General features: G+C 66.9%; 27 protein-coding genes and 1 tRNA gene. 8 read left to right on the top strand and 20 right to left on the bottom strand.

Annotated elements, in window-relative coordinates:
* Positions 1–14 precede the first annotated feature (14 nt).
* The 4 genes from GIY56_RS04410 to fabI all read right to left on the bottom strand — a co-directional run bounded on the left by GIY56_RS04410 (position 15) and on the right by fabI (position 2,867).
* Positions 15–806 (bottom strand): PRC-barrel domain-containing protein, encoded by a 792-nt coding sequence (locus tag GIY56_RS04410; RefSeq protein WP_154763599.1) that lies wholly within the window; start codon positions 804–806, stop codon positions 15–17.
* A 100-nt stretch (positions 807–906) separates the two neighbouring features.
* Positions 907–1,407, bottom strand: a complete 501-nt coding sequence (gene gpt / locus GIY56_RS04405) for a xanthine phosphoribosyltransferase (RefSeq protein WP_154763598.1) — start codon at positions 1,405–1,407, stop codon at positions 907–909.
* An 11-nt stretch (positions 1,408–1,418) separates the two neighbouring features.
* Positions 1,419–2,030, bottom strand: coding sequence for a LysE family translocator (locus tag GIY56_RS04400; protein ID WP_154763597.1), 612 nt, complete (start codon positions 2,028–2,030; stop codon positions 1,419–1,421).
* A gap of 9 nt (positions 2,031–2,039) precedes the next feature.
* On the bottom strand, positions 2,040–2,867 hold the full coding sequence (fabI, locus tag GIY56_RS04395) for an enoyl-ACP reductase FabI (protein WP_154763596.1): 828 nt from the start codon (positions 2,865–2,867) through the stop codon (positions 2,040–2,042).
* 81 nt (positions 2,868–2,948) lie between these two features.
* Here fabI and pdxH point away from each other — a divergent pair, with 81 nt between their 5' ends.
* The 5 genes from pdxH to GIY56_RS18335 all read left to right on the top strand — a co-directional run bounded on the left by pdxH (position 2,949) and on the right by GIY56_RS18335 (position 6,856).
* The gene (gene pdxH, locus GIY56_RS04390; RefSeq protein WP_154763595.1) at positions 2,949–3,563 is read left to right on the top strand and encodes a pyridoxamine 5'-phosphate oxidase; all 615 of its coding nucleotides are present in this window, start codon (positions 2,949–2,951) and stop codon (positions 3,561–3,563) included.
* Between the two features lie 165 nt (positions 3,564–3,728).
* On the top strand, positions 3,729–4,328 hold the full coding sequence (locus GIY56_RS04385; RefSeq protein ID WP_154763594.1) for a cold-shock protein: 600 nt from the start codon (positions 3,729–3,731) through the stop codon (positions 4,326–4,328).
* Positions 4,315–4,815, top strand: a complete 501-nt coding sequence (locus GIY56_RS04380) for a DUF192 domain-containing protein (protein WP_154763593.1) — start codon at positions 4,315–4,317, stop codon at positions 4,813–4,815. Before GIY56_RS04385 ends, GIY56_RS04380 begins: the two co-directional genes overlap by 14 nt.
* Positions 4,816–4,855: 40 nt before the next feature.
* Positions 4,856–4,932: transfer RNA gene (locus tag GIY56_RS04375), tRNA-Pro, on the top strand.
* 283 nt (positions 4,933–5,215) lie between these two features.
* Positions 5,216–6,856, top strand: coding sequence for a Hint domain-containing protein (locus tag GIY56_RS18335; protein WP_196053544.1), 1,641 nt, complete (start codon positions 5,216–5,218; stop codon positions 6,854–6,856).
* A 114-nt stretch (positions 6,857–6,970) separates the two neighbouring features.
* Here GIY56_RS18335 and GIY56_RS04365 read toward each other — a convergent pair whose 3' ends face one another.
* From GIY56_RS04365 to GIY56_RS04340, 6 genes are all read right to left on the bottom strand, one after another.
* Entirely contained in the window at positions 6,971–7,201 is a 231-nt protein-coding gene (locus tag GIY56_RS04365) for a DUF982 domain-containing protein (protein WP_154763592.1), read from the bottom strand.
* 122 nt (positions 7,202–7,323) lie between these two features.
* Positions 7,324–8,625 carry an NAD-dependent dihydropyrimidine dehydrogenase subunit PreA gene (preA, locus tag GIY56_RS04360; RefSeq protein ID WP_154763591.1) on the bottom strand — a complete coding sequence of 434 codons (1,302 nt, stop codon included), beginning with the start codon at positions 8,623–8,625 and terminating at the stop codon, positions 7,324–7,326.
* A 12-nt stretch (positions 8,626–8,637) separates the two neighbouring features.
* Positions 8,638–9,996: an NAD(P)-dependent oxidoreductase gene (locus GIY56_RS04355; RefSeq protein WP_154763590.1), complete on the bottom strand. Its 1,359-nt coding sequence runs from the start codon at positions 9,994–9,996 to the stop codon at positions 8,638–8,640.
* A gap of 99 nt (positions 9,997–10,095) precedes the next feature.
* Positions 10,096–11,391 (bottom strand): ATP-binding protein, encoded by a 1,296-nt coding sequence (locus GIY56_RS04350; RefSeq protein ID WP_154763589.1) that lies wholly within the window; start codon positions 11,389–11,391, stop codon positions 10,096–10,098.
* On the bottom strand, positions 11,388–12,050 hold the full coding sequence (locus tag GIY56_RS04345) for a response regulator transcription factor (RefSeq protein ID WP_154763588.1): 663 nt from the start codon (positions 12,048–12,050) through the stop codon (positions 11,388–11,390). The genes GIY56_RS04350 and GIY56_RS04345 overlap by 4 nt, the downstream gene beginning before the upstream one ends.
* A 10-nt stretch (positions 12,051–12,060) precedes the next feature.
* Positions 12,061–12,396 (bottom strand): PepSY domain-containing protein, encoded by a 336-nt coding sequence (locus tag GIY56_RS04340; protein WP_154763587.1) that lies wholly within the window; start codon positions 12,394–12,396, stop codon positions 12,061–12,063.
* Between the two features lie 129 nt (positions 12,397–12,525).
* Between GIY56_RS04340 and GIY56_RS04335 the strand changes: the two genes are divergently transcribed.
* On the top strand, positions 12,526–13,527 hold the full coding sequence (locus GIY56_RS04335; protein WP_154763586.1) for a hypothetical protein: 1,002 nt from the start codon (positions 12,526–12,528) through the stop codon (positions 13,525–13,527).
* A 33-nt stretch (positions 13,528–13,560) separates the two neighbouring features.
* Here the strand turns inward: GIY56_RS04335 and GIY56_RS04330 are convergent, their stop codons facing one another.
* The 8 genes from GIY56_RS04330 to GIY56_RS04295 form a co-directional block, all read right to left on the bottom strand.
* A complete protein-coding gene (locus GIY56_RS04330) occupies positions 13,561–14,163 on the bottom strand; it encodes a YitT family protein (RefSeq protein WP_154763585.1) in 603 nt (200 codons plus the stop codon).
* 112 nt (positions 14,164–14,275) lie between these two features.
* Entirely contained in the window at positions 14,276–15,256 is a 981-nt protein-coding gene (locus tag GIY56_RS04325; RefSeq protein WP_154763584.1) for an ABC transporter substrate-binding protein, read from the bottom strand.
* 25 nt (positions 15,257–15,281) lie between these two features.
* Positions 15,282–16,127, bottom strand: coding sequence for an ABC transporter permease (locus tag GIY56_RS04320; protein WP_154763583.1), 846 nt, complete (start codon positions 16,125–16,127; stop codon positions 15,282–15,284).
* Entirely contained in the window at positions 16,124–16,984 is an 861-nt protein-coding gene (locus tag GIY56_RS04315; protein WP_154763901.1) for an ABC transporter permease, read from the bottom strand. Before GIY56_RS04315 ends, GIY56_RS04320 begins: the two co-directional genes overlap by 4 nt.
* Before the next feature lie 31 nt (positions 16,985–17,015).
* Positions 17,016–17,792: an ABC transporter ATP-binding protein gene (locus GIY56_RS04310; protein WP_154763582.1), complete on the bottom strand. Its 777-nt coding sequence runs from the start codon at positions 17,790–17,792 to the stop codon at positions 17,016–17,018.
* Positions 17,789–18,262, bottom strand: a complete 474-nt coding sequence (locus GIY56_RS04305) for a hypothetical protein (RefSeq protein ID WP_154763581.1) — start codon at positions 18,260–18,262, stop codon at positions 17,789–17,791. The genes GIY56_RS04310 and GIY56_RS04305 overlap by 4 nt, the downstream gene beginning before the upstream one ends.
* A gap of 11 nt (positions 18,263–18,273) precedes the next feature.
* Positions 18,274–19,725, bottom strand: coding sequence for a dihydropyrimidinase (gene hydA / locus GIY56_RS04300; protein WP_154763580.1), 1,452 nt, complete (start codon positions 19,723–19,725; stop codon positions 18,274–18,276).
* 70 nt (positions 19,726–19,795) lie between these two features.
* Complete coding sequence (locus GIY56_RS04295) at positions 19,796–21,061, bottom strand: Zn-dependent hydrolase (protein WP_196053543.1); 1,266 nt, start codon at positions 21,059–21,061, stop codon at positions 19,796–19,798.
* Positions 21,062–21,268: 207 nt separating this feature from the next.
* On the opposite strand from GIY56_RS04295, the gene GIY56_RS04290 reads away from it, so the two are divergent.
* The gene (locus GIY56_RS04290; protein WP_154763579.1) at positions 21,269–21,886 is read left to right on the top strand and encodes a TetR family transcriptional regulator C-terminal domain-containing protein; all 618 of its coding nucleotides are present in this window, start codon (positions 21,269–21,271) and stop codon (positions 21,884–21,886) included.
* On the opposite strand, the gene GIY56_RS04285 is transcribed toward GIY56_RS04290, so the two are convergent.
* Both GIY56_RS04285 and GIY56_RS04280 read right to left on the bottom strand, forming a co-directional pair.
* Entirely contained in the window at positions 21,883–22,467 is a 585-nt protein-coding gene (locus tag GIY56_RS04285; RefSeq protein ID WP_196053542.1) for a TetR/AcrR family transcriptional regulator, read from the bottom strand. The genes GIY56_RS04290 and GIY56_RS04285 overlap by 4 nt on opposite strands.
* Before the next feature lie 161 nt (positions 22,468–22,628).
* Positions 22,629–23,189: a YcbK family protein gene (locus GIY56_RS04280; protein ID WP_154763577.1), complete on the bottom strand. Its 561-nt coding sequence runs from the start codon at positions 23,187–23,189 to the stop codon at positions 22,629–22,631.
* Between the two features lie 394 nt (positions 23,190–23,583).
* Here GIY56_RS04280 and GIY56_RS04275 point away from each other — a divergent pair, with 394 nt between their 5' ends.
* On the top strand, positions 23,584–25,098 hold the full coding sequence (locus GIY56_RS04275) for a L,D-transpeptidase family protein (RefSeq protein ID WP_328288437.1): 1,515 nt from the start codon (positions 23,584–23,586) through the stop codon (positions 25,096–25,098).
* The last annotated feature ends 51 nt before the right edge of the window (positions 25,099–25,149 follow it).

Here is a 25,149-nt window from a genome sequence, read left to right as displayed (position 1 = left end):
GGTGCGACAAGGGATCAGTTGGCCGGGGCCGTCGTGCCACCCGCCGCCGGGGCGGCCGCGTCGGATCCCATCGGCGGGGTCGCGGGCGTTTCGGCCGTGTCCGCCGGGGCAGGGGCGCCCGTCGCGGCGGCATCAGCCGGCATTGCCGGATCGGTCGTCGTGGCCGCCGCCGAATCAGGGGTTGCGACCGGCGCGCCGGGCATGGGCGCCGTGGTCATGGTGCCCTCTGACGCTGTGCCGCCCGCGGTCATGCCGCTGTTGTCCGCGCCCGTGGCGCCTGCCGCATCCGGGGCCTGTTCCTGTTCGCGGAAGACGTATTCCGGCGCGGCCTCGGCTTCCTCCTGGGTCAGGTCGCTGGTGATCTGCTGGGCGTCATAGTTGATCGTCAGCTGGTCCCACGGAACCGCGATCTGCTTTTCGCCGATCCCCAGGAAACCGCCCACGCCGATCACGGCGGCCTTCATCGTGCCCGCCTCGGCATCGACGATCACGTCGTTGATCTCGCCGATGGCATTGCCGTCGGGGGAATTGACGGTCGCATCGGTGATCCAGTCGATGCGCAATTCGTTCTCGGCCTGCTGCTGTTCCACCTTGCCGCTGGCCGCGACCTGGGCCGCGTCGGCGGCATCCGCCGCGGCTTCGGCGTTCTCGGAGGCCGGAACCTCGGCGGCGGGCGCGGTGTCGGCACCCATAGTTGTATTGGTCGCGGGGTCGGCGGGGGCAGGCGTGGTGGCAGTGTCCTGGGCCATCGCCGGTCCCATCACCAACGGCAGGACCAGGGCGGTGCTCAACATCAACTGGCGCATGTCTTTCCTCCTAAGATGGCGCGCATGGCGTGCGATGCGCGATTGAGGAAACAATGCCTGACCTGCCTGCCGGTTCCGCAGGCAGTCCCGAATCCGGGGATCAGTCCTCGCCGCGATAAGGCTGGACGTATTGCAGCGCCATGTCCCAGGGAAAGAAGATCCAGGTGTCCTGGCTGACCTCGGTCACATAGGTCTGGACCATCGGCTTGCCCTTGGGCTTGGCATAGACGGTGCCGAAATGCGCCCGGGGATACATCTCGCGGATCAGCTCCAGCGTGCGGCCCGAATCGACCAGGTCGTCGATGACCAGGATCCCCTCGCCATCGCCCATCAGCGCGGGGTCAGGCCGGTTCAGCACCTCGAGCTGGCCCTGGCCCGCATCAGATCCGACGCCCTTGTAGGACCGGATCGAGATCGTGTCGATCACGCGGATGTCCAGCTCGCGCGCCACGATCATCGCGGGCACCAGCCCGCCGCGCGTGACGGCCACCACCGCGCGCCAGTCGGTCCCGTCCAGCCGCCAGGCCAGGGCGCGGGCGTCGCGGTGCAACTGGTCCCAGCTGACGTGGAAACCCTTTTCGTGGGGCAAGCGGTCGATCATCGAAGTCCCTTTCAGTGGCGCAGGATCAGCGACAGGCCCAGCAACCCGATGGCCAGCCCCGCCGCGCGGTCGATCCAGAATTTCGCGGCATAATACCTGCGCCGCAGCCAAGGCAAAGCCATCAAGGATGCCAGCGCGGTATAAAATGCCAGTTCCACCCCGGCTGCCGTGGCGTAAATCGCCAGCTTGTCGCCTGCCGTCAGCAGGACGGGAAAGACCGACAGCAGCACCGCCGAATAGAACAGCGCGGGCTTGGGGTTCGACAGGTTCAGCATCATGCCGCCCGTGAATCCCATGCCCCGGCTGTCCGTCCCCGGATCGGGCAGGGGGTCGGGGGCGTGGCGCCACATCTTCCAGGCGATCCAGACCAGATAGGTCCCGCCCAGCACCTTCAGCGCGACATAGGTCCAGGGCAGCAGGCGAAAGACCACCGTCAGCCCCAGCAGCGCGAACAGGCACCAGACCGAGGCGCCGAGCGCCAGCCCCCAGGCATAGGGCAGCGCGCGCCTGCGCCCCAGGGCGAATGCGCCCTGGCTGACCGCGATCACGCCGGGACCGGGCGACAGGATCGCCACGGCCAGCGTGCCCACGAACAGCACAAGCTGGTCGGCGGTGATGGTCATGGCCGCCGGTCAGTCCTTCTTGACGGTCGCGATGTCCGGCGCATCGACCGCCTTCATGCCGACCACGTGATAGCCCGCGTCCACATGATGCGTCTCGCCCGTCACGCCCGCGCCAAGCCGCGACAGCAGGTACAGGGCGGAATTGCCCACGTCTTCCTGCGTGACATTGCGCCGCAGGGGAGAGTTCAACTCGTTCCACTTCATGATATAGCGGAAATCGCCGATGCCGCTGGCGGCCAGCGTCTTGATCGGCCCGGCGCTGATCGCGTTCACGCGGATGCCGTCCTTGCCCAGATCCTCGGCCAGATAGCGGACCGAGGCCTCCAGCGCGGCCTTGGCGACGCCCATGACGTTGTAATGCGGCATGACGCGCTCGGCCCCGTAATAGGTCAGCGTCAGCAGGCTGCCCCCGTCGGGCATCATCGCCGACGCGTGCCGCGCCACGGCGGTGAAGGAATAGACCGAGATGTCCATCGTCATCAGGAAGTTGCTGCGGGTCGTGTCGGCGTAACGGCCGCGCAACTGGTCCTTGTCGGAAAAGCCGATGGCGTGGACCACGAAGTCCAGGCTGTCCCATTCCCCCCGCAGGGTCTGGAACAGCGCGTCAATCGAGGACTCGTCGCTGACATCGCAGGGCAGCACCAGCGACGATCCAAGCTGCGCGGCCAGCGGATCGACGCGCTTCTTCAGCGCCTCGCCCTGATAGGAAAAGGCAAGCTCGGCCCCTTCGGCGGCGACGGCGCGGGCGATCCCCCAGGCAATCGACTTGTCGTTCGCCAGTCCCATGACGAGACCGCGTTTTCCGGCCATCAGGCCCTGCTTCTGCTCGCTTGACATGTGCCGCCTTCCGCGCTTTCAACCCTTTGTAAAGGTGCTTAGGACAAAGGGTTGCAAGCATCAAGCGCAAGGACAAGCACCATGGCTGATCGAGACGGACTGTTTGCGGGCGACGACCCCTTCGACATCGCCCGCCGCTGGCTGGCCGAGGCCGAGGAGACCGAGCCGAACGACCCGAACGCCATCGCGCTGGCCACCGTCGATGCGGACGGGATGCCTGATGCGCGCATGGTCCTGCTGAAGGAAATCGAAGGGCAGGGCACGGAGGGCGGCTTTGTCTTCTACACCAACTACGACAGCGCCAAGGGCCGGCAGATCACCGCGACCGGCAAGGCCGCCTTCGTGATGCACTGGAAGTCCCTGCGCCGCCAAATCCGCGTGCGCGGCGATGTCACCCGCGTCGAAGGGCCGCAGGCCGATGCCTATTACGACAGCCGCGCGCTGCAAAGCCGGCTGGGGGCCTGGGCCTCGCGCCAGTCGCAGCCGCTGGAAAGCCGTGCCGCGCTTGTGGCCGAGGTCGCGAAATTGGGCTTACACTACGGAACCCGCCCTCCGCGCCCGACGTTCTGGGGTGGGTTCCGAATAGCCCCAATCCAGATCGAGTTTTGGGCCGACGGCGCTTTCCGGTTGCATGACCGTTTCCGGTGGGACAAAGAGGCGAATGGCAGGTGGTTTATTCAAAGGCTGTCACCCTAGGGCTTGACGAGAAGTTCCTGGTGGCTGACCATGACAAATGGCGTCGAGTTTGTTTTGCTCGCCATTGTTTTCCGTGATTGACCGCCGCCAGTCGGGCGCTTTTTAACGGTTTTGTGGTTTATTTGAGGGTACAACAAAGACGCGCAGTGCGCATGTGGTGGTGAGATGACGGAAGAGAAGGGATCGAAGCTGGTATGCGGGCTGGTCAAGTGGTTTGACCCGACCAAGGGCTATGGCTTCATCCTGAACGAGGAAGGCGGCACGGACATCCTGCTGCACGCCAATGTCCTGCGGAATTTCGGACGCAGTTCGGTGGCCGACCAGTCCCGCGTGACCGTCTGGATTCAGCCGACGCAGCGTGGCCTGCAAGCGACCGAGGTCGTGTCGATCGAGCCTCCGTTGTCCCAAGGCGCGCCCATTGCCGACCTGGACAACGGCGTGATCGAGCAGCTGGAAACGCTTCCCCTGCGCCCCGCACGCGTCAAGTGGTTCGACAAGTCCAAGGGATTCGGTTTCGCCAATATCTTCGGCCATCCCGACGATGTCTTCCTGCATGTCGAGGTGCTGCGTCATTCCGCCTTTGCCGACCTGACCATCGGCGAGGCGATCGGCATCCGCGTCGTGGAAGGTCCGCGCGGGTTGATGGCGGCGCAGGTCACCAGCTGGGACCGGGGAACCGAGCAGGGCACCCGGTCGCTGGACGCCCCCGGCCTTGGCGATCAGGCGCAAGAGGTCAAGGATTTCATCACGCATGTCGCCGAATAGGGCGGCGCTTGCCGCCTTGCTCTTGTGGTTGGGCGCTTCCGGCGCATCGGCCGGTTCGCTGGCCTGTTCGCCGGACAGCGTCGTCTTCCAGGCCGGCGGCGATCCCGTGGCGGTCCGGGTCGAGGTTGCCGATGACGAGGCCGAGCGTGCCCGCGGGCTGATGTTCCGGCGCAAGCTGGATCCGGGAACCGGGATGCTGTTCATCTATGACAGCCCGCGCCCCGTCAGCTTCTGGATGCGCAACACCTTCGTTCCGCTGGACCTGGTCTTCCTGGACCGGACCGGAACCATCCGCCACATCCACCGCAACGCCGTGCCGCTGGACGAAACCCCCATCCCGGGCGCCGCGCCGGGCGATCCCCGGCCCGAACGCCAGATGATCCTGGAGATCGGCGGGGGCGAGGCGGACCGGCTTGGCCTGTCCGTCGGCCAGCCGATGGCCCATCCCCGTCTGCCCCAGGATTTGGCCGCGCTGCCCTGCGGCTAGGGCTTTTCCCCGCCCGCATGTTACGCTAAGCGTAACCCGTCGGGGCGTAGCGCAGCCTGGTAGCGCGACGGTTTTGGGTACCGTAGGCCGGAAGTTCGAATCTTCTCGCCCCGACCATCGCCCCGGTCCCTGTCGTTTCACAGCGCATTTCGACGACCCTGCCTGTGCGTCATGAAGTCGCAGAGCAGCCCCGGCCACCCTGTTCCTGATGGTCCCCGCCAAGCCGCTGCCTGCGGTTGATCATGGCAACAGTATTCCTTGTCGCAAGCAATTTGCTGCTTATCCGGGACGCCTGGAAATGTATTTGTGCGCTGAACACAATCAACAGTTGACCTTTTAACGATTCTTCCCCCTTAGGGAGAGGGCGCGAATTCCGTTAACCTTTCTTAAGGAAACATCGATGGTCCTGGCAACCAAGCTTCCGGTGGACACGTCTGCCAACGCGACACAACTCGCTGAAACCATGTTCGGAGATGGCGTCCAGCTCGTCTCGGCAACCTACTCCGGGGATGCCCTTTCCAAGGGGATCTACACCAACGGCGAGACGGTCTCGCCCGGCGCCGTACCCTCTGACAGGGGGATCATCCTGTCCACCGGACGGGCGGACAGCTTCACGAGTGCGACCGGCTCTGGAAATGCGAACCAGACCGGGGGCACCACCACGGACACGTCCGGTGCCAATGGCAACCCCTTGCTGGATGCGATCGCCGGTGTGCCGACCCGGGACGCGTCGATCCTCGAAGCGACCTTCATTCCCCAGGGTCCGGTCCTGACGATGCAGCTCGTGTTCTCGTCCGAGGAATATCCCGAATACGTGAATGGAGGCTTCAACGATGCCGTGGGCGTGTTCGTCAACGGACAACGCGCGGAACTGACCATCGGCAGCGGCGACATCTCGATCGACAACATCACCGACGGGGGCAGCAACGGCGGCACGCCCCGCAACGAAAACCTTTACGTCGATAACACCGCCAGCCAGTACAACACGGAAATGGACGGGTTCACCGTCACGCTGACCCTGAAGGCGCCCGTCAATCCCGGAGTGGCGAACACCATCTGGATCGGCATCGCCGATGCGGGCGACGCAGCCTACGATTCCAACCTAATGATCGTGGCGGACAGCCTCCAGACGGCCGTTGTGGCCAATGCCGACACGGCAGAGGCCGGCCGCAACAGTTCGGTCGTCGTTGACGCTCTGGCCAACGACACGGCAGCGGCGGGGGTGACGCTGAAGATCACCCAGATCAACGGGCAGGACGTGTTGGCAGGCGACAGCGTGACACTGGTGTCGGGCACCGTGGTGACGCTCAATGCCGACGGCACGCTGACCTTCGACACCTCGGGCAACCTTGGCACCGAGACGATCACCTATCAGATCGGCGATGGCACCGGCACGACCGACATCGGCTTCGTCACGGTCGAGGTCGTCTGCTTCGCGGGCGGCACGATGATCGAGACACCGCGCGGTCCGGTCGTGATCGAGGATCTGAAGGCGGGCGATCTGGTCCTGACGCGCGACCACGGGGCGCAGCCCTTGCGCTGGATCGGCCAAACCAGCGTGAACGCGGGAACCCTGGCGGCCTTGCCCCGGCTGCGGCCGATCCGCATCAAGGCCGGGGCCTTGGGGCAGGGTGTGCCTGCACGGGACCTGGTCGTCTCGCCGCAGCACCGCATCCTGGTGCGCTCGAAGATCGCGCAGCGCCTGTTCGGCGCCGCCGAGGTTCTTGTGGCCGCCAAGCAACTGGTCCTGCTGGACGGCATCGACATCGCCGACGACCTAGACGCGGTCGAGTACTTCCACCTTCTGTTCGACCGGCACGAGGTCGTGATCTCGAACGGTGCCGAAACCGAGTCCCTTTACACCGGACCCGAGGCGCTCAAGTCCGTGGGCAAGGCGGCGCAGGAGGAAATCTTCACGCTGTTCCCGGAACTCGGGGATCGTGACTACGTGGCGCCTGCCGCGCGCACGCTCGTGTCGGGCCGCATGGGCAGGAAGCTTGCCATGCGCCACACGCAACATGACAAGATGCTGGTCCAGTAGGAACCGGCACCAGCAACGGGAAGCGGCCCCCAGGGGCCGCTTTCGCATCAGCCGATGATCTTCATGGTCGAAGGGCAAGGCGGCACCCTTGCCAAGGCCCCCCGGGTCTGACCGTCAGACGCTTTCGACACCGCCTTCGGTCAGCGCCATGACAAAGGCAATGCGGGCCGCGTCATCGGGCAGTTTGCCCTGAAGGGCGCCGATGCAGGCATTGATCGCCTCCCTGTAGGCCGGGCCGTCGAATTTCTGCCACCACTTGTCCAGCACCACCAGGGCGTCGAGCGTACTGTCGATCTCGACCAGTCCGTCTATTTCGTGGACGAAATGCACTGTCTTGGACCACATGCCTCCGCCTCCTTGATGGCAAGCAGCATCGGTCAACCCGTTGCAATGGCTTTTGTTCCAGCCTTTTGTATAATTTGTTTGCCTCTGCCGGGGCCGGGAAATCCGGCCCCTGGCTCGGCGGCTTATTCTGCCGCCTTGACCGCCATCGGGTTGTTCGGATGGGTCGTCCAGTTGGCATAGGGGCCGCGGCGGATGCCGGTGCGCAGGTCCATTTCGCCCACCGCGAGTTCGCGCATGTCGATGCAGTTCTCGACCGGGCAGACATCCAGGCACAGGTTGCAGGCGACGCATTCCTCCTCGATCACCTCGAAGACGCGGCCGGGCTTCATGGCGATGGCCTGGTGGGACGTGTCCTCGCAAGCGGCATAGCAGCGGCCGCACTTGATGCACAGGTCGGGGTCGATGCGGGCCTTGGTGACGTAGTTGAGGTTCAGCTGGTTCCAGTCGGTGACGTTGGGCACCGCGCGCCCGATCAGGTCCGACATCGCCATGTCGCGGCTGTCCAGGTAATCGCGCAGGCCCGAGATCATTTCCTGCACGATCTTGAAGCCGTATGTCATCGCCGCCGTGCAGACCTGCACCGTGCCTGCGCCAAGCGCCATGAACTCGGCCGCGTCGCGCCAGGTTGTGACGCCGCCAATGCCGCTGATGGGCAGCCCGTAGGTGGCGGGGTTGCGGGCGATTTCCGCCACCATGTTCAGCGCGATGGGTTTCACCGCAGGCCCGCAGTAACCGCCATGCGCGCCCTTGCCGTCGATGGTGGGTTGGGGCGCGAACAGGTCCAGATCGACCGAGGTGATCGAGTTGATGGTGTTGATCAGGCTGACCGCGTCGGCCCCGCCGCGCATCGCGGCCTCGGCGGGTTTGCGGACATCGGTGATGTTGGGGGTCAGCTTCACGATGCAGGGCATCCGGCTGTATTGCTTGACCCACCGCGTCACCATCTCGATGTATTCCGGCACCTGGCCCACGGCGGACCCCATGCCGCGTTCGGACATGCCGTGCGGGCAGCCGAAGTTCAGTTCCACCCCGTCGGCGCCGGTGTCCTCGATCCGGGACAGGATGTCGCGCCAGGATTGTTCGTCGCAGGGCACCATCAGGCTGATGACCATGGCCCGGTCGGGATAGTCGCGCTTGACCGACTTGATCTCGCGCAGGTTCACCTCGAGCGGGCGGTCGGTGATCAGTTCGATGTTGTTGATCCCCAGGACGCGCCGGTCGGGGCCGTGGATCACGCCGTATCGGGGGCCGTTCACGTTGACCACGGGCGGGCCTTCGGATCCCAGCGTCTTCCACACCACGCCGCCCCAACCGGCCTGGAAGGCGCGGCGGACGTTGTATTCCTTGTCCGTAGGCGGGGCGGATGCCAGCCAGAACGGGTTGGGGGACTTGATCCCGACGAAATCGCTGCGCAGGTCGGCCATGATGATGTCTCCTCAGCCGGGAAGCTCGACCGGACGGCCGGTCAGATGGGCGTCGATGTCCTCGGCGGCGTCGCGGCCCTGGGCCACGGCGGTGACGGTCAGGTCGTCGCCGCCCGCCGCGCAGTCGCCGCCCGCCCAGACCCCGGGGATGCTGGTGCGGCCGGGACCAGCGATGCCGATCTTGCCCCCGTCCAGCGCCAGGTCTTCGGGCACGCCGTCCAGCCGCTGGCCGATCGCGCGGAAGACCTGGTCGGCCTTCAGGCGGAAGCGGTCGTCGGTCAGGCGCAAGCCGCCGTCGGGGTCGATGGCGGTATAGGCGAATTCGACCTCGACGACGGCGCCGTTGCCATGGACCTTCACGGGCGCGGCGTTGCAGATGATGCGCACCCCGGCCCGGGTGGCGTGGTCCTGTTCGTGGCGGCTGGCGCCCATCTGCGACTGGTCGCGGCGATAAACGATGGTGACGTTTTCCGCGCCCAGCAGTTTCGCCTGCACGGCGGCGTCCACCGCCGTCATGCCGCCGCCGATCACCACCACGTCGCGGCCCACGGGCAGGGTGGTCAGGTCGGACACTTGCCGCAGGTCGCGGATGAAGCTGACGGCATCCAGCACGTTGCGCCGCTCCTCTCCCTCGGCCCGCAGGGCGTTGACGCCGCCAAGGCCCATGCCCAGAAACACGGCGTCGTATTCCGCCCGCAGCGATTCCAAGGTGATGTCGCGGCCAAGGCGCTGGTCGTGGCGCAGGGTGATGCCGCCGATGCCCAGAAGCCAGTTCACCTCGGCCTGGGCAAAGCCGTCCACCGCCTTGTAGCTGGCGATGCCGTATTCGTTCAGCCCGCCGGGCTTGGGCCGCGCCTCGAAGATCGTGACATCGTGGCCCTTGGCGGCCAGCCGATGTGCGGCGGACAGGCCCGCTGGTCCCGCGCCCACGACAGCGATGCGCTTGCCGGTGGGCGCGGCGCGGCGGAACGGGTGCGTGGCCTGCGCCATCAGCCCGTCGGTGGCATAGCGTTGCAGGGCGCCGATTTCGACCGGCCTGCCCTCGGCTTCCATGCGGACGCAGGCGCCCTCGCACAGGGTTTCGGTCGGGCAGACGCGGCCGCACATGCCGCCCAGGATATTGGCGTGGAAGATGGTCATCGCCGCCGCGTCCGGCGTGCCCGTGGCGATCTGGCGGATGAACAGCGGGATGTCGATGCTGGTGGGACAAGCCGTGATGCAGGGCGCATCGTGGCAGAAATAGCAGCGGTCGGCGGCGATGCGGGCCTCGTGATCGTCCAGCGGCGGGGCGACATCGGCGAAATTCGCCGCGAGTTCATGGGGGGCAAGGCGGCCGGGAACGACGCCCGGCGCCAGTCGTGCTTGGGACATTTGCGTCTCCTGGCTCACCTGTTGGCAAGGATCAGGCTGGCACAGGTCAGATTTTTTATCAAATGGTAAAACTTTGGCCCAAGGCAATTTGCGAAAATTTCAGGCAGGCAGGTCCAGAACAGCCGCCAGGCCGCCCAAGGGCGACCGTTCCAGCCGCAGCCCGCCGCCATGCAGCGCCGCCAGATCGGCCACGATGGCAAGCCCCAGTCCTGACCCCGAGGCGCCGTGTTCGTCCAGCCGCCCGCCCCGGATCAGTGCGCGGGGGGCGTCGGTGTCGGCCATGCCGGGGCCGTCATCCTCGATCAGAATGGTCAGGCGGTCGGTCTGCGCGACCGTGATCGCCAGGCGCGTCCGGCCCCATTTCACGGCGTTGTCGCACAGGTTGCCGATCATCTCCTCCAGATCCTGACGCTCTCCGGCGAAGGCGGCGTCCGGGGGGCAGTCGATGGCCGCGGCGATGCCCTTGTCCCGCATGGGCCAGCGCAGCACCATCAGGATGTCGTCGATCACCGGGCGCACCGGGGTCCGCTGGCCCAGAACCTTCGGCCCGGCGGATCGGGCGCGGCGCAGGTGCCAGCCGATCAGCCGGTCCATGCGGGCGATCAGCGCCTGGCCCTTGTGACCCGAAGGCAGTTCGTTCGCCAGCGCGGCCAGCGGCGTCTTCAGCGAATGGGCGAGGTTGCCCAGGTGCTGCCGCGACCGGGCCAGCAGGGCGGCGTTCCCGTCCAGCGCCGCGTTGATCTCGGCCACCAGAGGGCGCAACTCGCTGACGGGGGGCGGGGTCAGGCGATCCTTGGTCCCCGCGCGGACGCGGCCCAGGTCGCGGCGCACCTGGTCCAGGCTCTGCAACCCGGCGGTGACCTGGACGACGCTGGCCAGCGCCGTGACCACGCCCAAGACGGCCAGCGCGATCCCCAGGGGGCGGCTGATCTGGCGCAGGCTGTCGTCGATCTGGCCTTGCGGCGCGGTCACGACCGCCGCGACCGGCGCATCGCTGTCGGGCAAGCTGACCTGCCGCCGCAGCACGCGCAGGGCCGCGCCGTCCGCCCCCACGCCCCTGCCGCCCGCGAAATCGCCCGGGGGGGCCTGCAAGCGCCCGTCCAGCAGCGATCCCGACCGGGCGATCACCGCGTCCCCCGTCTGGATCTGCCAATACCAGCCGGTCAGGGGCAGGTCGAAGCGCGGATCGGCGGGGGGATCGTCCAGTTCGACCTGGCCATCCTCGACCTGGATCTCGGCCAGCAGCGCATCGGCAAAGGCCGCCGCCTCGGCATCGAAGCGGTCGGTGACGAAATCCTCCAGCAGGGCCGAGATGAACAGGAACGCCGCCAGCAGCGCCGCGCCCAGCCAGACGGCGGCCAGCAGCAGCAGCCGCCCCCGGATGGACCGGATCATGCGGGCGCCCGCAGCAGATACCCCTCGCCCCGGCGGGTCTCGATCACGCCGTCCCCGACCTTGCGGCGCAGGCGGCCGATCACGACCTCGATGGACTTGAAGTCGCGGTCGGTGTCCGTGTCATACAGGTGGTCGGACAGTTCCGTGCGCGACACGATGCGGTTCTGGTGGTGGATCAGATAGGCCAGGATGCGCTGCTCGAACGCGGTCAGCTTCAATGCGATGCCGTCGCGGGTGATGACGCCCAGTTGGCTGTCGAGCGCCAGGGTGCCGGCGCGGATCACCGGACGGGCATGGCCTGCGGCGCGGCGGATCAGGGTCTGGCAGCGCAGCACGACCTCGTCCAGGCGGAAGGGCTTGACGGCGTAATCATCGGCCCCGGCGCGGAAGCCCGCGACCTTGTCGGTCCAGTCGCCGCGCGCGGTCAGGATCAGCACGGGCAGGGTCAGCCCCGCGTCCCGCCACCGGGTCAGCACTTCGATCCCCGGCATCCCGGGCAGGCCCAGATCCAGGACCGCCACGTCATAGGATTCGGTCGCGCCCAGGTATTCGCCCTGCGTGCCGTCCGCCGCGCAGTCGGTGACGAAGCCCGCGTCCCCCAGGGCGGCGGCAAGCTGGCCCGACAGGGCCGGGTCATCCTCGACGATCAAGGCGCGCATTCTGTTTCCTTCAATCCTGCGCCGCCTGGCGTGCGGCAAGCTGGCCCCGGCCCGACACCGACAGGAACCGCCCGGTCCGCGCGTCGATGCGGATGTCCAGCAGGTTCCGCTGCGGGGTCACAAGCCGGAACTGATAAACCAGTTCCGCGCCCAGCTCGCGTTCCTCGGGGCGCGGCGCGCGGGTATCGGCGGCCAGCAGCCGCCCGGCATAGCGTTCCGACACCGCAGCCGCGACCTGGTGCAGGGGCAGGGGGCGGAACTGCTCGATCCCCTCGGGCGCGACATCCTGGGCCTGCGCGGGGGCGCAGGTCAGAAGGCACAGGGCAAGGGCGCGGATCATCCTCATGGCGCCAGTCTAGCGGTTTGAACCCAAATGGAAACCAAACGGACCATTGGCGATTCATTCGGTGACAGGTTGGTAAAACCTGATTCGTCAGGGCGCCTTGTCGCCCGGAAAATCGAAAGGACAACGATCATGGTCATGCGCAAATTCACCACTTCGGCCGCCATGCTGGCATTGATTGCCGGGCTTGGCACCACCGCCATGGCGCAAACCGCCCCTGCCGCGACGGACCTGCCCGCGCCGCTGGCGGGGCTGAACCTGAACAACCTGCGGATGGAAACCAAGCGCGACGGCATCCGCGAGGTCGATGGCCGCACCACCGAGGGCGTCGATATCGAGGCCAGGATCGACATGGCTGGCAACCTGGTCGAGGTCGAGGCGGACGGCGGCGTCCTGCCGCAAACGCTGGTCGATGCCATGGTCCCGGCGGATCTGCGCGGGCAGCCGGTGATGACGCTGTTCGGATCCATCACCGAGATCAATCAGCGCCCCGAACATGTCGAGATCACCGGCCGCCAGCCCACCGGCGCCGAGATCGAGGCGCTGTTCGACCGGCAGAACACCCTGGTCGGGGTCGAGGTGGACGATGCCGCCATCCCCGCCGATCTGGTCGCCACGCTGCTGCCCCAGGCCGTCCAGGGCAACGAGGTGATCGGCCAGTTCGACCGCATCGAGCAGATCATGGCCCGCGACGGCCGCGTGATGGTCGAGGGCGAGGATGCGAACGGCGAGGACATGCGCGCCGAGTTCGACCAGGACGGCCGCGTGCTGCGCTTTGGCCGCGAGGAGGGCAGGGGTCCTGAACGGGATCGCCCGGGCGAGGAACGCCGCGGCGACCGCGGCCCCGGCAAGCATCACGAACACGGTCCGCGGTCGGCCGGGCATGGTCCCGGAGACCACGGCCCGCGCGGCGAAGGTCCGCGCGGCGCGGATGCGCGCGGCCCCGTGCCGGTCCCGGCGGATTTCGACGCCGTGGCGGTCAACCAGGCGCTGACGCAGGCGGGCTACAAGGACTTCGGCTTCCTGCGGGCGGAAGGCCCGCGCCTGATGCTGGAGGCGACCAACCCGCAGGGCGAACCGGTGACGCTGGAACTGGACCCGCGGGGCGAGGTGATCCGCGAGACCGCACGGTAAGCAGGCCGGGGGCGGGCGACCGCCCCCGCGCCGTCAGGCGATATAGCGGTCCTTGCGGTGGTTCACCGCGATGGTCAGGTTCAGGATCAGCGCGCCCAGAAAGCTCCACCCCACCGTCACGGGATCGCGCAGCGTCAGCGCGACCCCGAACAGGACGGCATCGAAGCCCAGTTGCACCCATCCGGCCCGGAAGCCCGTGGCATCCTGGATGTAAAGCCCGACGATCCCGATCCCGCCCAGCGACGATCCATGCCGGAACAGCGCAAGCATCCCCGCCCCTGTCAGGCAGCCCGCCAGCACGGCGCCGACGGCCGGGTGGATCCGGCCGAAGTGCAGGTAATCGGGCAGGATCATCGTCAGCGCCGAAAGGAGGGCGACGGCCAGGAAGCTTTTCGCGACGAACGTCGGCCCGAAGCGTTTCCAGCCCAGCCAATAGAACGGCAGGTTGATCACGAAGAAAACCGGCCCGAAGGCCCAGCCGGTGCCGTAGCCGATCAGGATCGCCAACCCCGCCGTCTGGCCCGTGACAAAGCCCAGATGCGTCAGCAGCACCACGCTGACGGCGGCCATGAAGCTGCCGAAGGCGATGCCCTGGGCGTCGTCGGTCAGGCTGTGTCTGGGTGGCGGCAGGCTCATGGGCGCTGCTATGGCGGGTGGCGCGTGGCCTTGCAAGGGAAAGAAGGGGGGCTGTCTGCCCCCCATCCCCTGCGGGGATTCCCCCCGAGGATATTTGCATGAAGAAGAAGCTCTAGTCGAAGGCGCGGTCGGTGATGGTGTGGGTGAAGGCCCCTTCCGGCGCTTTCGAGATCACCGGCGCGGACCCGCCCGCCATCAGCGTGTCCACGGTGCGCTGATAATCGGCCTCGTCCAGGGTGCCGTCGCTGCCCGCGGTCAGCTTGCCGATTTCCGTGACCATGCGGACCTGGTGGTCCAGGGTCTGGGCGCCGGTCTCGTCATTCTCCAGCACGATCTCGGCCGCTTCCTGGGGGTTTTCCTCGGCGTATTTCCAGCCCTTCATGCTGGCGCGGACGAACTTGACCAGGTCGGTGACCTTGGCGTCGTCCTGCAACGTGCTTTCCAGGACGTAAAGGCCGTCCTCCAGCGTGGCGACGCCCTGGTCCTCGTACTTGAACGTCACCAGATCCTCGGGCGCGATGCCGGCGTCCAGGACCTGGCCGTATTCGTTATAGGTCATGGTGCTGATGCAGGCCGCCTGCTTTTGCAGCAGGGGATCGACGTTGAAGCCCTGCTTCAGGACCGTGACGCCCTCCGGGCCACCCTCGGTGGACAGGCCAAGCTGGCTCATCCAGGACAGGAAGGGGTATTCGTTGCCGGAAAACCAGACGCCCAGGGTCTTGCCCTTGAAGTCGGTCTTGGGGTCCGTGATGCCGCTTTCCTTGAGGCAGGTCAGCATCATCCCCGACGCCTTGAAGGGCTGCGCGATGTTGACCAGCGGCAGGCCCTTTTCGCGCGCGGCGAGTGCCGCGGGCATCCATTCGACGATCACGTCCGCCCCGCCGCCCGCCAGCACCTGCGTCGGCGCGATGTCCGGGCCGCCGGGCAGGATGGTCACGTCCAGGCCTTCCTCCTGATAAAAACCCTTGTCCTTGGCGACATAATATCCCGCGAACTGGGCCTGCGTGACCCATTTCAGTTGCAGGGTCAGTTCCTGCGCGCCTGCGGTGCCTGCGGCCAAGGCGATGGCGGTGCCCAGCATCAGTGTCTTCATTCTTACCTCTCCTGCGTTTGGGGCGTCAGCCCCGTTGACGGCGCTGCGACGGGTGCCAGAACGTCACCTTCTTTTCGATCAGCGCCACGATGCCATAGAACAGCGATCCCGCGATCGCCGCCACAAGGATTTCCGCCCAGACCAGCGGCAGATCCAGCCGCCCCACGGCGGTCGAGATCCGGAACCCCATGCCCTTGGTCGGACTGCCGAAGAATTCGGCCACGATGGCGCCGATCAGGGCCAGCGTGGTGGTGATCTTCAGCCCGTTGAACAGGAACGGCATGGCGGCGGGCAGGCGCATCTTCCACAGGCTGGCGCCATAGGGCGCGGCCCAGGTCGCCATCAGGTCGCGCTGCATGGGATCGGTCGCGGCAAGTCCCGCCACCATGTTCACCAAGATCGGAAAGAACACCATGACCACGACCACCGCGGCCTTGGACTGCCAGTCGAAGCCGAACCACATCACCAGGATCGGCGCGATGCCGACGATGGGCAGGGCGGCCACGAAATTGCCGATGGGCAGCAGGCCGCGTTGCAGAAAGGGGCTGCGGTCGATGGCGATGGCGGTCAGCACGGCGGCACCCGCGCCGATCAGCCAACCGGTCAGCGCGCCCTTCAGGATCGTCTGGACGAAATCGGTCCACAGGATCGCGGTGTTCTGCATGAAGCTGACGCCGATCCGGCTGGGCGCGGGCAGGATCACCGAAGGGACGGCATAGATCCGCACCGCCATTTCCCACAGCGCCAGGATCGTCGCGCCGAAGATCAGCGCCACCGCCAGCCGGGTCGCGCGCGTGTCGAAGCGCGCCAGCCAGGTGTTCAGCGCCAAGGCCCCCAGCCAGACCGCGATGATGGGCAGCGCGCCGGTCATGCCAACCCCATGCGGCGCAGGGTCAGCCGTTCCAGCGCGCCGATCAGCATCACCAGCAGGGCGGCGAGGATCGCGGCCGCGAACAGCGCCGACCAGATCTGTACCGTCTGCCCGTAATAGCTGCCCGACAGCAGCCGCGCGCCAAGCCCCGCCGTGGCGCCCGCCGGAAGCTCTCCCACGATGGTGCCGACCAGGGCTGCGGCGATGGCGACCTTGAGGCTGGCGAACAGATAGGGCAGCGAGCTTGGCAGCCGCAGCCGCCAGAAGACCTGCGCGGGGCTGGAATTCCAACTGCGCATCAGGTCCAGCTGCATCGCGTCGGGCGTGCGCAGCCCCTTGACCATGCCGACGAGGACCGGAAAGAACGACAGCCAGGCCGCGATGATCGCCTTGGGCAGCAGGCCCGTGACGCCCGCGCTTGCCATGACCACGATCACCATCGGCGCGATGGCCAGGATCGGAACCGTCTGGCTGGCGACCGCCCAGGGCATGACCGACTGGTCCATGGCGCGGTTGTGAACGATCCCCACGGCCAGGGCAATCCCCGCCATGGTCCCGATGGCAAAGCCCGCCAACGTCGCCGACAGCGTGACCCAGCCATGCCAGACCAGGCTGCGCTTCGAGGTGATCTTCTGCCCCGCGATCCCGTCCCACAGCCCCGCCGCCACCTGATGCGGCGCGGGCAGGACCGGGCGGTCCAGCGTCAGGGTCTGGCGGATCAGGTCGGGGGCGGTCAGGGTCGCCTCGGCCCGCGCCGCCTGGTCGCGGACCCAAGGGGCGTTCATCCAGACCGCCGCCCCATACCAGACCGCGACAATCGCCAGCAGCACGGTCAGGATCGGCAAGCCGCCCCGCAGGGCCGGGTTCACCCCACCATTTGCCGCCGCATCAGTCATAGCCGTGCCCCTCGCGCAGCCCTTCGCGCACCTGCTGGGCCAGCGCGATGAATTCGGGCGTGTCGCGGATTTCTAGCGGGCGGTCGCGGGGCAGGGGGCTGTCGATCACCCGCGTGATCCGCCCCGGACGCGGCGACATGACGACGATCCGGGTGGACAGATACACCGCCTCGGGGATGGAATGCGTGACGAAACCGATGGTCTTGCCGGTCTTCTTCCACAGATCCAGCAGCGCCTCGTTCAGCCGGTCGCGCACGATCTCGTCCAGCGCGCCAAAGGGTTCGTCCATCAGCAGGATGTCGGCGTCAAAGGCCAGCGCGCGCGCGATGGAGGCGCGCTGCTGCATCCCGCCCGACAGCTGCCAGGGATACTTGCTCCCGAAGCCGGTCAGGTCCACGAGGTCCAGCACCCGCCGGATCCGCTGCGCGCGGTCGGCGCGGGAAAAGCCCATGATCTCCAACGGCAGGCTGATGTTCCCGGCAATCGTCCGCCAGGGATAGAGGCCCGGCGCCTGGAAGACATAGCCGTAAGCCCGCGCCTTGCGCGCCGCGTCGGGGGTCATGCCGTTGACGGACAGCGTCCCGCCGGTGGGGGTCTCCAAAGCGGCGATGGTGCGCAGGAAGGTGGTCTTGCCGCAGCCCGAGGGGCCGATGAAGCTGACGAAATCGCCGGGGTTGATGGTGAGGCTCACGTCCTTGAGCGCGTGGACCGGGCCGTCGGCGGTGGTGAAGGTGAGGGAGATGTCGCGGGCGGTGATGACGGGCGTCATGCGGTTTCTTGAAAAGGTTGGGATGCATTGCGGCGATAAACCCACCACGCCACCACAGGCGCGACGAAAAGCGAAACCGGCCCGAACAGGATGATCAGGGCATGGATGCCGTCGAAGTCTCGCCCGATCAAGGTTCCGATCACGTAAAAGGCGATGCTGCCGACAAGGGCTGTAACGATGCCTGCGATCATCGCTGCCGTTCTGTCGCGGAACCTGCGCCGCAGCCGACGAAAGACCCGGCCGAAGACGATGACCGATGGCAGGAACCACGTTCCAAATGCGATCAGGGCGCAGGAGGCCGCATAAATGCCGCCGAACACCAAGTAAATGATCGCCAAACCGATGCCGGAGTCGGGGTGATCTGCGAACACCGCGTGCAAGGCGATCAGGAAAAGACCACAAATTACCGTCCAGAACATCGTCCAGACAACAAAGCGGCTGAATCGCTTGTCCAGCCCATAGCGTTCCATCGCCGAAGTTATCATACCCCGCTCACCGGAATGCCCGACCGCTCTACCGGCCTTGGCGCGGTCAGTTCCTTCCAAGCCGACAGAGCGCGGTTCACGGTGCCGCGCGGTTCCCGGGCGACGAATTCTCCATGACCCTCGCGTGAGTCCAATGTCCCGCCGTTCACCGCCACATGCCCGCGCGTCAGGACGTAACGCGGCAGACCTTTTACCCGCTGCCCCTCGAACACGTTGTAGTCGATGGCCGATTGCTGGCTGCCCGCGGTGATCACCTTCTCCGCCTCGGGATCCCAGACGACCAGATCGGCGTCCGACCCCACCAGCACCGCACCCTTCCGGGGATACATCCCCAAAATCTTCGCGATGTTGGTCGAGGTGACGGCCACGAACTCGTTCGGCGTCAGTCGCCCGGTCGCCACGCCATGGGTCCACAGCATCGGCATCCGATCCTCTAACCCGCCGGTGCCATTCGGGATCTTGGTGAAATCGCCCATCCCCGTGCGCTTTTGCGCCGTGGTGAAGGCGCAATGATCCGTCGCCACCACCGACAGAGACCCCGATTGCAGCCCCGCCCACAGGCTGTCCTGATGCAGCTTGTTGCGGAAGGGGGGCGACATCACCCGCCGCGCGGCATGGTCCCAATCGGCATTGAAGTACTCGCTCTCGTCCAGCGTCAGGTGCTGGATCAGCGGTTCCCCCCAGACCCGCTTGCCTTGCGCGCGCGCCCGGCGGATCGCCTCGTGGCTGTCCTCGCAGGACACGTGGACCACATACAGCGGCACGCCCGCCATGTCGGCGATCATGATGGCGCGGTTGGTGGCCTCGCCCTCGACCTGCGGGGGGCGAGAATAGGCATGGGCCTCGGGGCCGGTGTTGCCCTCGGCCAGCAGGCGGGCGGACAGTTCGGCCACCACATCGCCATTCTCGGCATGGACCAGGGCCACGCCGCCCAGGTCGCCCACCCGACGGAAGCTGCTGAACAACTCGTCGTCGTTCACCATCAGCGCGCCCTTGTAGGCCATGAAGTGCTTGAAGCTGGTGATGCCGCGATCCACCACCGCCTGCATCTCGTCGAACACCTGCTCGCCCCACCAGGTCACGGCCATGTGGAAGCTGTAGTCGCAATGCGCCCGCCCCGACTTGTTGTCCCACATCCGCAAGGCGTCCAGCAGCCCCTGGCCGGGCGAGGGCAGGGCGAAGTCCACCACCATCGTCGTCCCGCCCGCCAGCGCCGCGCGCGTGCCGCTGTCGAAGTCGTCGGCGGAATAGGTGCCCATGAAGGGCATCTCCAGATGCGTATGCGGGTCGATCCCGCCGGGCATGATGAAGCAGCCGGTGGCGTCCAGCACCCGGTCGCCGGTCAGGCCTTGGCCGATGGCCGCAATGCGGCCATGTTCGACCAGAACGTCGGCCTTGTAGGTCAGATCCGCCGTCACCACCGTTCCGCCGCGAATTACCGTGCTCATCGCCGTCCCTTTCATCTTCGTTCAAATATCCCGCGGGGGTCCGGGGGCGCGAAGCCCCTGGCCTTCGATTTCACCTCACCACCTCGGCCGCATCCAGCACCGCGTGCAGCAGCACGTCCGCCCCGGCGCTGGCCCATTCGGGGCTGATCTCCTCGGCCTCGTTGTGAGACAGCCCGTCCACGCAGGGACACATGATCATCACGGTGGGCGCGACCTTGGCGATCCAGCAGGCATCGTGCCCTGCACCCGAGACGATGTCCCTGTGGCTGTATCCCAGCCGTTCCGCTGCCGCCCGGACCGTCTCGACAAGACCCGGATCGAAGGCCACCGGGTCGAAATGGCCGACCGGCTCGATGGTGATGCCCAGGCCTAGGTCGGCGGCGATCTTCGGCGCCTCGTCCTCCAGCCGCGCCCGCATGGCGGTCAGCTTGGCCAGATCGGGCGAGCGGAAATCGACGGTGAAGACCGCGCGGCCGGGGATCACGTTGCGGCTGTTCGGCCAGACATTCGCCTGACCCACGGCGCCCACGGCATCGGGCTGGTGCTCCATGGCGATGCGGTGCACGGCCTCGATGATGCGCGCCATGCCAAGCCCCGCGTTCACGCGCATGGACATGGGCGTCGATCCGGTATGCGCGTCCTTGCCGGTCAGCGTCACCTGCAGCCACCACAGGCCCTGGCCGTGAGTCACGACGCCGATCTGCTTGTTTTCGGCCTCCAGGATAGGGCCTTGCTCGATATGGTATTCGAACATCGCGTGGATCGGGCGCGCGCCGGGCGCCTCGTCCCCGCGCCAGCCGATGCGGTCCAGCTCGTCGCCGAAGCGCTTGCCATCCGCATCGGTGCGGCTGTTGGCGTAATCTTCGGTCAGGACGCCCGCGAAGACGCCCGAGGCCAGCATGGCGGGGGCAAAGCGCGTGCCTTCCTCGTTCGTCCAGTTCACGACCACGATGGGGCGGCGCGTGGTGATCCCCATGTCGCGGATCGACCGGATCACCTCCAGCCCCGACAGCACGCCCAGCACGCCGTCGTACTTGCCACCCGTCGGCTGGGTGTCCAGGTGGCTGCCGATATAGACCGGATCCAGATCCGGCTCGGCCCCCTCATGCCGCATGAACATGTTGCCCATGCGGTCCAGGCCCATGGTCATGCCCGCATCCTCGCACCACCGGCGGAACAGGGCGCGGCCCTCGGCATCGGCATCGGTCAGGGTCTGGCGGTTGTTGCCGCCCGCCACGCCGGGACCGATCCGGGCCATCTGCATCAGGCTGTCCCACAGCCGTTCGCCATCGACCCGCATGTTTGCAGCCGGAACCGGCCCGCTGGCGTCGGTCATCCGTGTGTCCTTCCTGTCTGGCCGCCCCGTTCTGCCGCAGGGTCGGCTTGATCGGGGCAGGATGGCGATGCGCCCCTAAGCCCCTTCCTTTATTGACCAAATGGTCAGGAACACGCTAGCACGGGGCAGGGTCCAGTCAAGCATCCAGAAGGGCGCTGCGCCACCCGATGCCCAAAATTGCGCCATCTGCAGAGACGGAGCCGAGACATGGCAGACCAGCCCGACGCCCCCCTGACCCGCATCCAGCAGAAGAATCGCGACCTGATCCTGGAAGGCGCGCTGACCGCCTTTTCGATCAACGGCTTTCGCGGCGCGACGCTGGACCAGATCGCCCGGGCCGCGGGCCTGTCCAAGCCGAACGTGCTTTACTACTTCGCGTCCAAGGACGACATCCACAAGACGCTGCTGACCACGCTGCTGGACATGTGGCTGGCGCCGATGATCCGCATCGACCCCCAGGGCGAGCCGCTGGCCGAGGTCATGGGCTATGTCCGCGCCAAGCTTGACATGTCGCGCCGCTTTCCCCGCGAAAGCCGCCTGTTCGCCTATGAGATCCTGCAAGGCGCGCCGCACCTGACGGAAATCCTGGGCGGCAGCCTGCGCCAGATCGTCGATACCGCCGCCGCCATCCTGCAGGGCTGGATGGACCAGGGGCGACTGGCGCGGGTGGATCCCCATCACCTGATCTTCTCGATCTGGGCGCTGACGCAGCATTACGCCGATTTCGACGTGCAGGTCCGCGCGGTGCTTGGCCCCGGTCACGATCCCTTCATCGAGGCCGACCCCTTCATCGAGAACCTTTACCGCAGGATGCTGGCCGTCTAGGCGGGCCGCTGGTTCAGCATGTCGGCCGCGGGCTGGATCAGCGACAGGTTCTCGCGCGCGGCGGCGATGAAGTCATCGACCTCTCCGCCCGCCCAGGCCTTGGTGGCGGCATTGGTCGCGGCGACGATGGCGGCGGCCAGGATCTCGATCTGGGCGGGCGGGGTCGCGGGACAGCGGCGGCGCAGCAGCTCTCGCATCTGGGCGCGGCGCGACAGCATGGTGGAATTGCGCAGCGCGTCCAGCTTGGGATCGGTGTCCGACAGCGCCAGGATGTGGACCAGCAACTCGCGTTCGTCCAGGAAGCGGGACAGGTGCGCGGTGATCAGGCGGTCCAGATCGGCGATCAGGGTGCCGGTGCCCGCGACGAACTGCTCGGACGCCTCGGCGGGATAATCGGGCGGCGGACCCATCATCGCCGCTTCCTTGTAGGGGTAATAGTTGAAGAAGGTCCGGGTGCTGATGCCCGCTTCCCGGGCGATCGCCTCGGTCGTGACGTTTGCCAGGCCGTCGCGCACTGCCAGCTGGACCGCCGTCGCCTGGATCTTCTTGGCGGTTCGGTAACGGCGCGTCGTGTGCGGCATCATGCGGCCTTTTGCCTTGTGTCTGGTCGCCAAAGGGTTTCGCATCGCCCCCGGTTCGTCAAGACGCACCCCGCCTTGCGGATCCAACGTCATCCACGCAAAAGGCGCCGCGCGCAAGAGGGCGAGCGGCGCAGGGTCAAGCGAACCGTGTCCGGGGCTGTTCAGCCGCCCCAGGTACGAACCGGACCGCAGTCCATGTGGACGAAGTTCGACCGCGAATACTTGCCCACGCCCCCGGCGCGGCAGGACATGGCGGCATTGTACATCTGCCCGACCGAGCGCGACTTCAGCCGCAGGTCGGCCGCCTTGCCCACCATGTGCAGCGAGTTGCGCGCCACGCCCGAGGACGACCGGCGCAGCATCGCGTTCGTGCGCGGCGAGCGGTAGCCCGACAGCATCATGTAGGGTTCGTTCGTCTGCAGCAGCCGGTGCGAGGCGGCGGCGACATCGACGGTGCGCGGGTCGATCCCGATCACCTCGCCCGTGCGCCAGTCGCGCATGAAGATGTTGATCTCGTTCAGGGCTTCGCGGACGTACTTGCCATCGACCCAATACACGGTGTCGAGGCTTTCGCCGGTCCTTCCCGAATACATGCGGATGCGGCGCATGTCGCCCGCGCCGCGAAGGAAGCCGAAGGCATTGGCCATTACCGGCGCTGCCGTCACGGTTGTAGCCGCAAACACGCCCAGGATGCCGCGACGCGAAAGAAGGTCGAGTGTCATGTCAGATCGCCTGTCCCATTCGTCTTTTGTCCGCCACATCCCCTGCGGCGCCACCAAGGTTATCCCCGGCTGCTTAACAATATGTCAAAAGACCGTGCGCTCAGAAACAGATTCCTGCCGTCGAAAGATATATATCCACAAGGTTAGGCAAAATCCTGCCGATGCAAGCCTGCTGTTGCGGATGTGCCCCCTTGCTGTGGCATGGCTGCAACCATCGCTGCGCAGCGGCCGGCGGACATCCCGCATTTGCTGGTGAATCCCCTGTCCGGGTGGCAGATTTGGGTCAAGACCGGGCGGGGTGATCATGTACGGCTTCAGGCTGTTTGCTGCTATTCTTCTGATTTCAGGCGTTCAATCTGCGGTTGCTCAGCCGCAGGCGGGGCTTGCGCCGTCCGTGGGTGTTGCCGCCGCACCACGCCTGCATTTCACGCCGGCCGAGATGGCGCTGGCCCAGGCGGCGGCGGACAACCCCGATCTTGCCGCCTATTACGGCACCCACGGGCTGCAGCCCGTGTTCATGGGTCCGCAGGCCGCACTGCGCCGTGATGCGCTGGCTCGGGCCGTGGCGACGGCCCCGGCGCATGGCATTCCGGCGGGCCGCTATGGCGCCGCGGCGCTGTCCGGCGAGGTCAGGGACGTTGCGACCGAGGTGGCGCAGGCGCGAATCCTCGCGCGATACCTGCGCGACATGACGGGGGGCGTGGTCCGCCCCGCCAGCGTCGATCCCCTGATCAAGCGAGAGGTGAAGCGTCCGCCCATCGACCGCCTGATCCACGATTTCGCCCAGGCCTCGGACCCGGCGCGGTTCCTGCTGGACCTTCAGCCGCGCCACCCGGCCTATCTGGCGTTGCAACGCGCTCTGCCGGGCGGCGAGGCCTTGGCGGTTCCCGCAAACCTTCCCCGCATCCCCGAGGGGATCTGGCGGACCGGCGCGCGGGGCGAGGGCGTGGCGGCCCTGCGCGCGCGCCTGGACAGCATCGGCTTTGCCGCGCCCGTGACCGACCCGCAGGCCTATGACGCGGCCCTGGCCGATGCGGTCGCGCGCTATCAGGCCGCGGCGGGCCTGCCTTCGGACGGGGTGGCGGGACCCAAGACCATCCGCCACCTGAACGGCGACATGCCCGACGATGCCCGCAGCCGCGCCATCGTCGTCGCGCTGGAACGGATGCGCTGGATGGCGGGCGAGGATCTGGACGCCCGTCATGTCTGGGTCAACATCCCCGAATACACCGCCCGCATCATGGAGGGCGGAACGCAGGTGTTCGGCACCCGCGTCGTGGTGGGCAGCACCGAACACGACCGGCAGACGCCCGAATTCTCGGACCAGATCGAATATGTGGTGGCCAACCCGCGCTGGAACGTCCCGCGGTCGATCACGGTCAAGGAATACCTGCCCAGGCTGCAGGCGAACCGCCATGCGGTGTCGCATATCGACGTGGTGGACGGAAACGGCAACGTGATCGGGCGCGACCGGATCGACTTTGGCCGCTATACGGCGGCGAATTTCCCCTATCGGATGCGGCAGAAGGCCAGCGACGACAATGCGCTCGGTCTGGTGAAGTTCATCTTTCCGAACCCCTGGAACATCTATCTGCACGACACGCCCACCAAGCACCTGTTCGGCAACGCCATGCGCGCCCATTCCCACGGCTGCATCCGCATCGGCGATCCCTTCGACCTGGCCCATGCCCTGCTGTCGAAACAGACCGACGATCCGCAGGCCATGTTCCAGCGGGCGCTGGACCGGGGCAAGGAAACCTGGCTGAAGCTGACGCCGCCGGTCCCGGTGCATCTGGTCTATTTCACGGCCTTCCCCGACGCGGACGGCACCATCCGCCGGTTCGAGGATGTCTATGGCCGCGATGCGCTTCTGTATGACGCGATCCAGAAGGCCGGGCTGGATTCATAGGCCCGGAAGGTCTAAGTCGCTTCCGACACGAAGGCGGTCCGGGGGGCGACC

The organism is Paracoccus lichenicola (genome assembly GCF_009708075.1).
Lineage (GTDB): Bacteria > Pseudomonadota > Alphaproteobacteria > Rhodobacterales > Rhodobacteraceae > Paracoccus > Paracoccus lichenicola.
The sequence above is the reverse complement of the archived record's forward strand: the minus strand, read 5'-3'. Positions and strand labels throughout refer to the sequence as shown.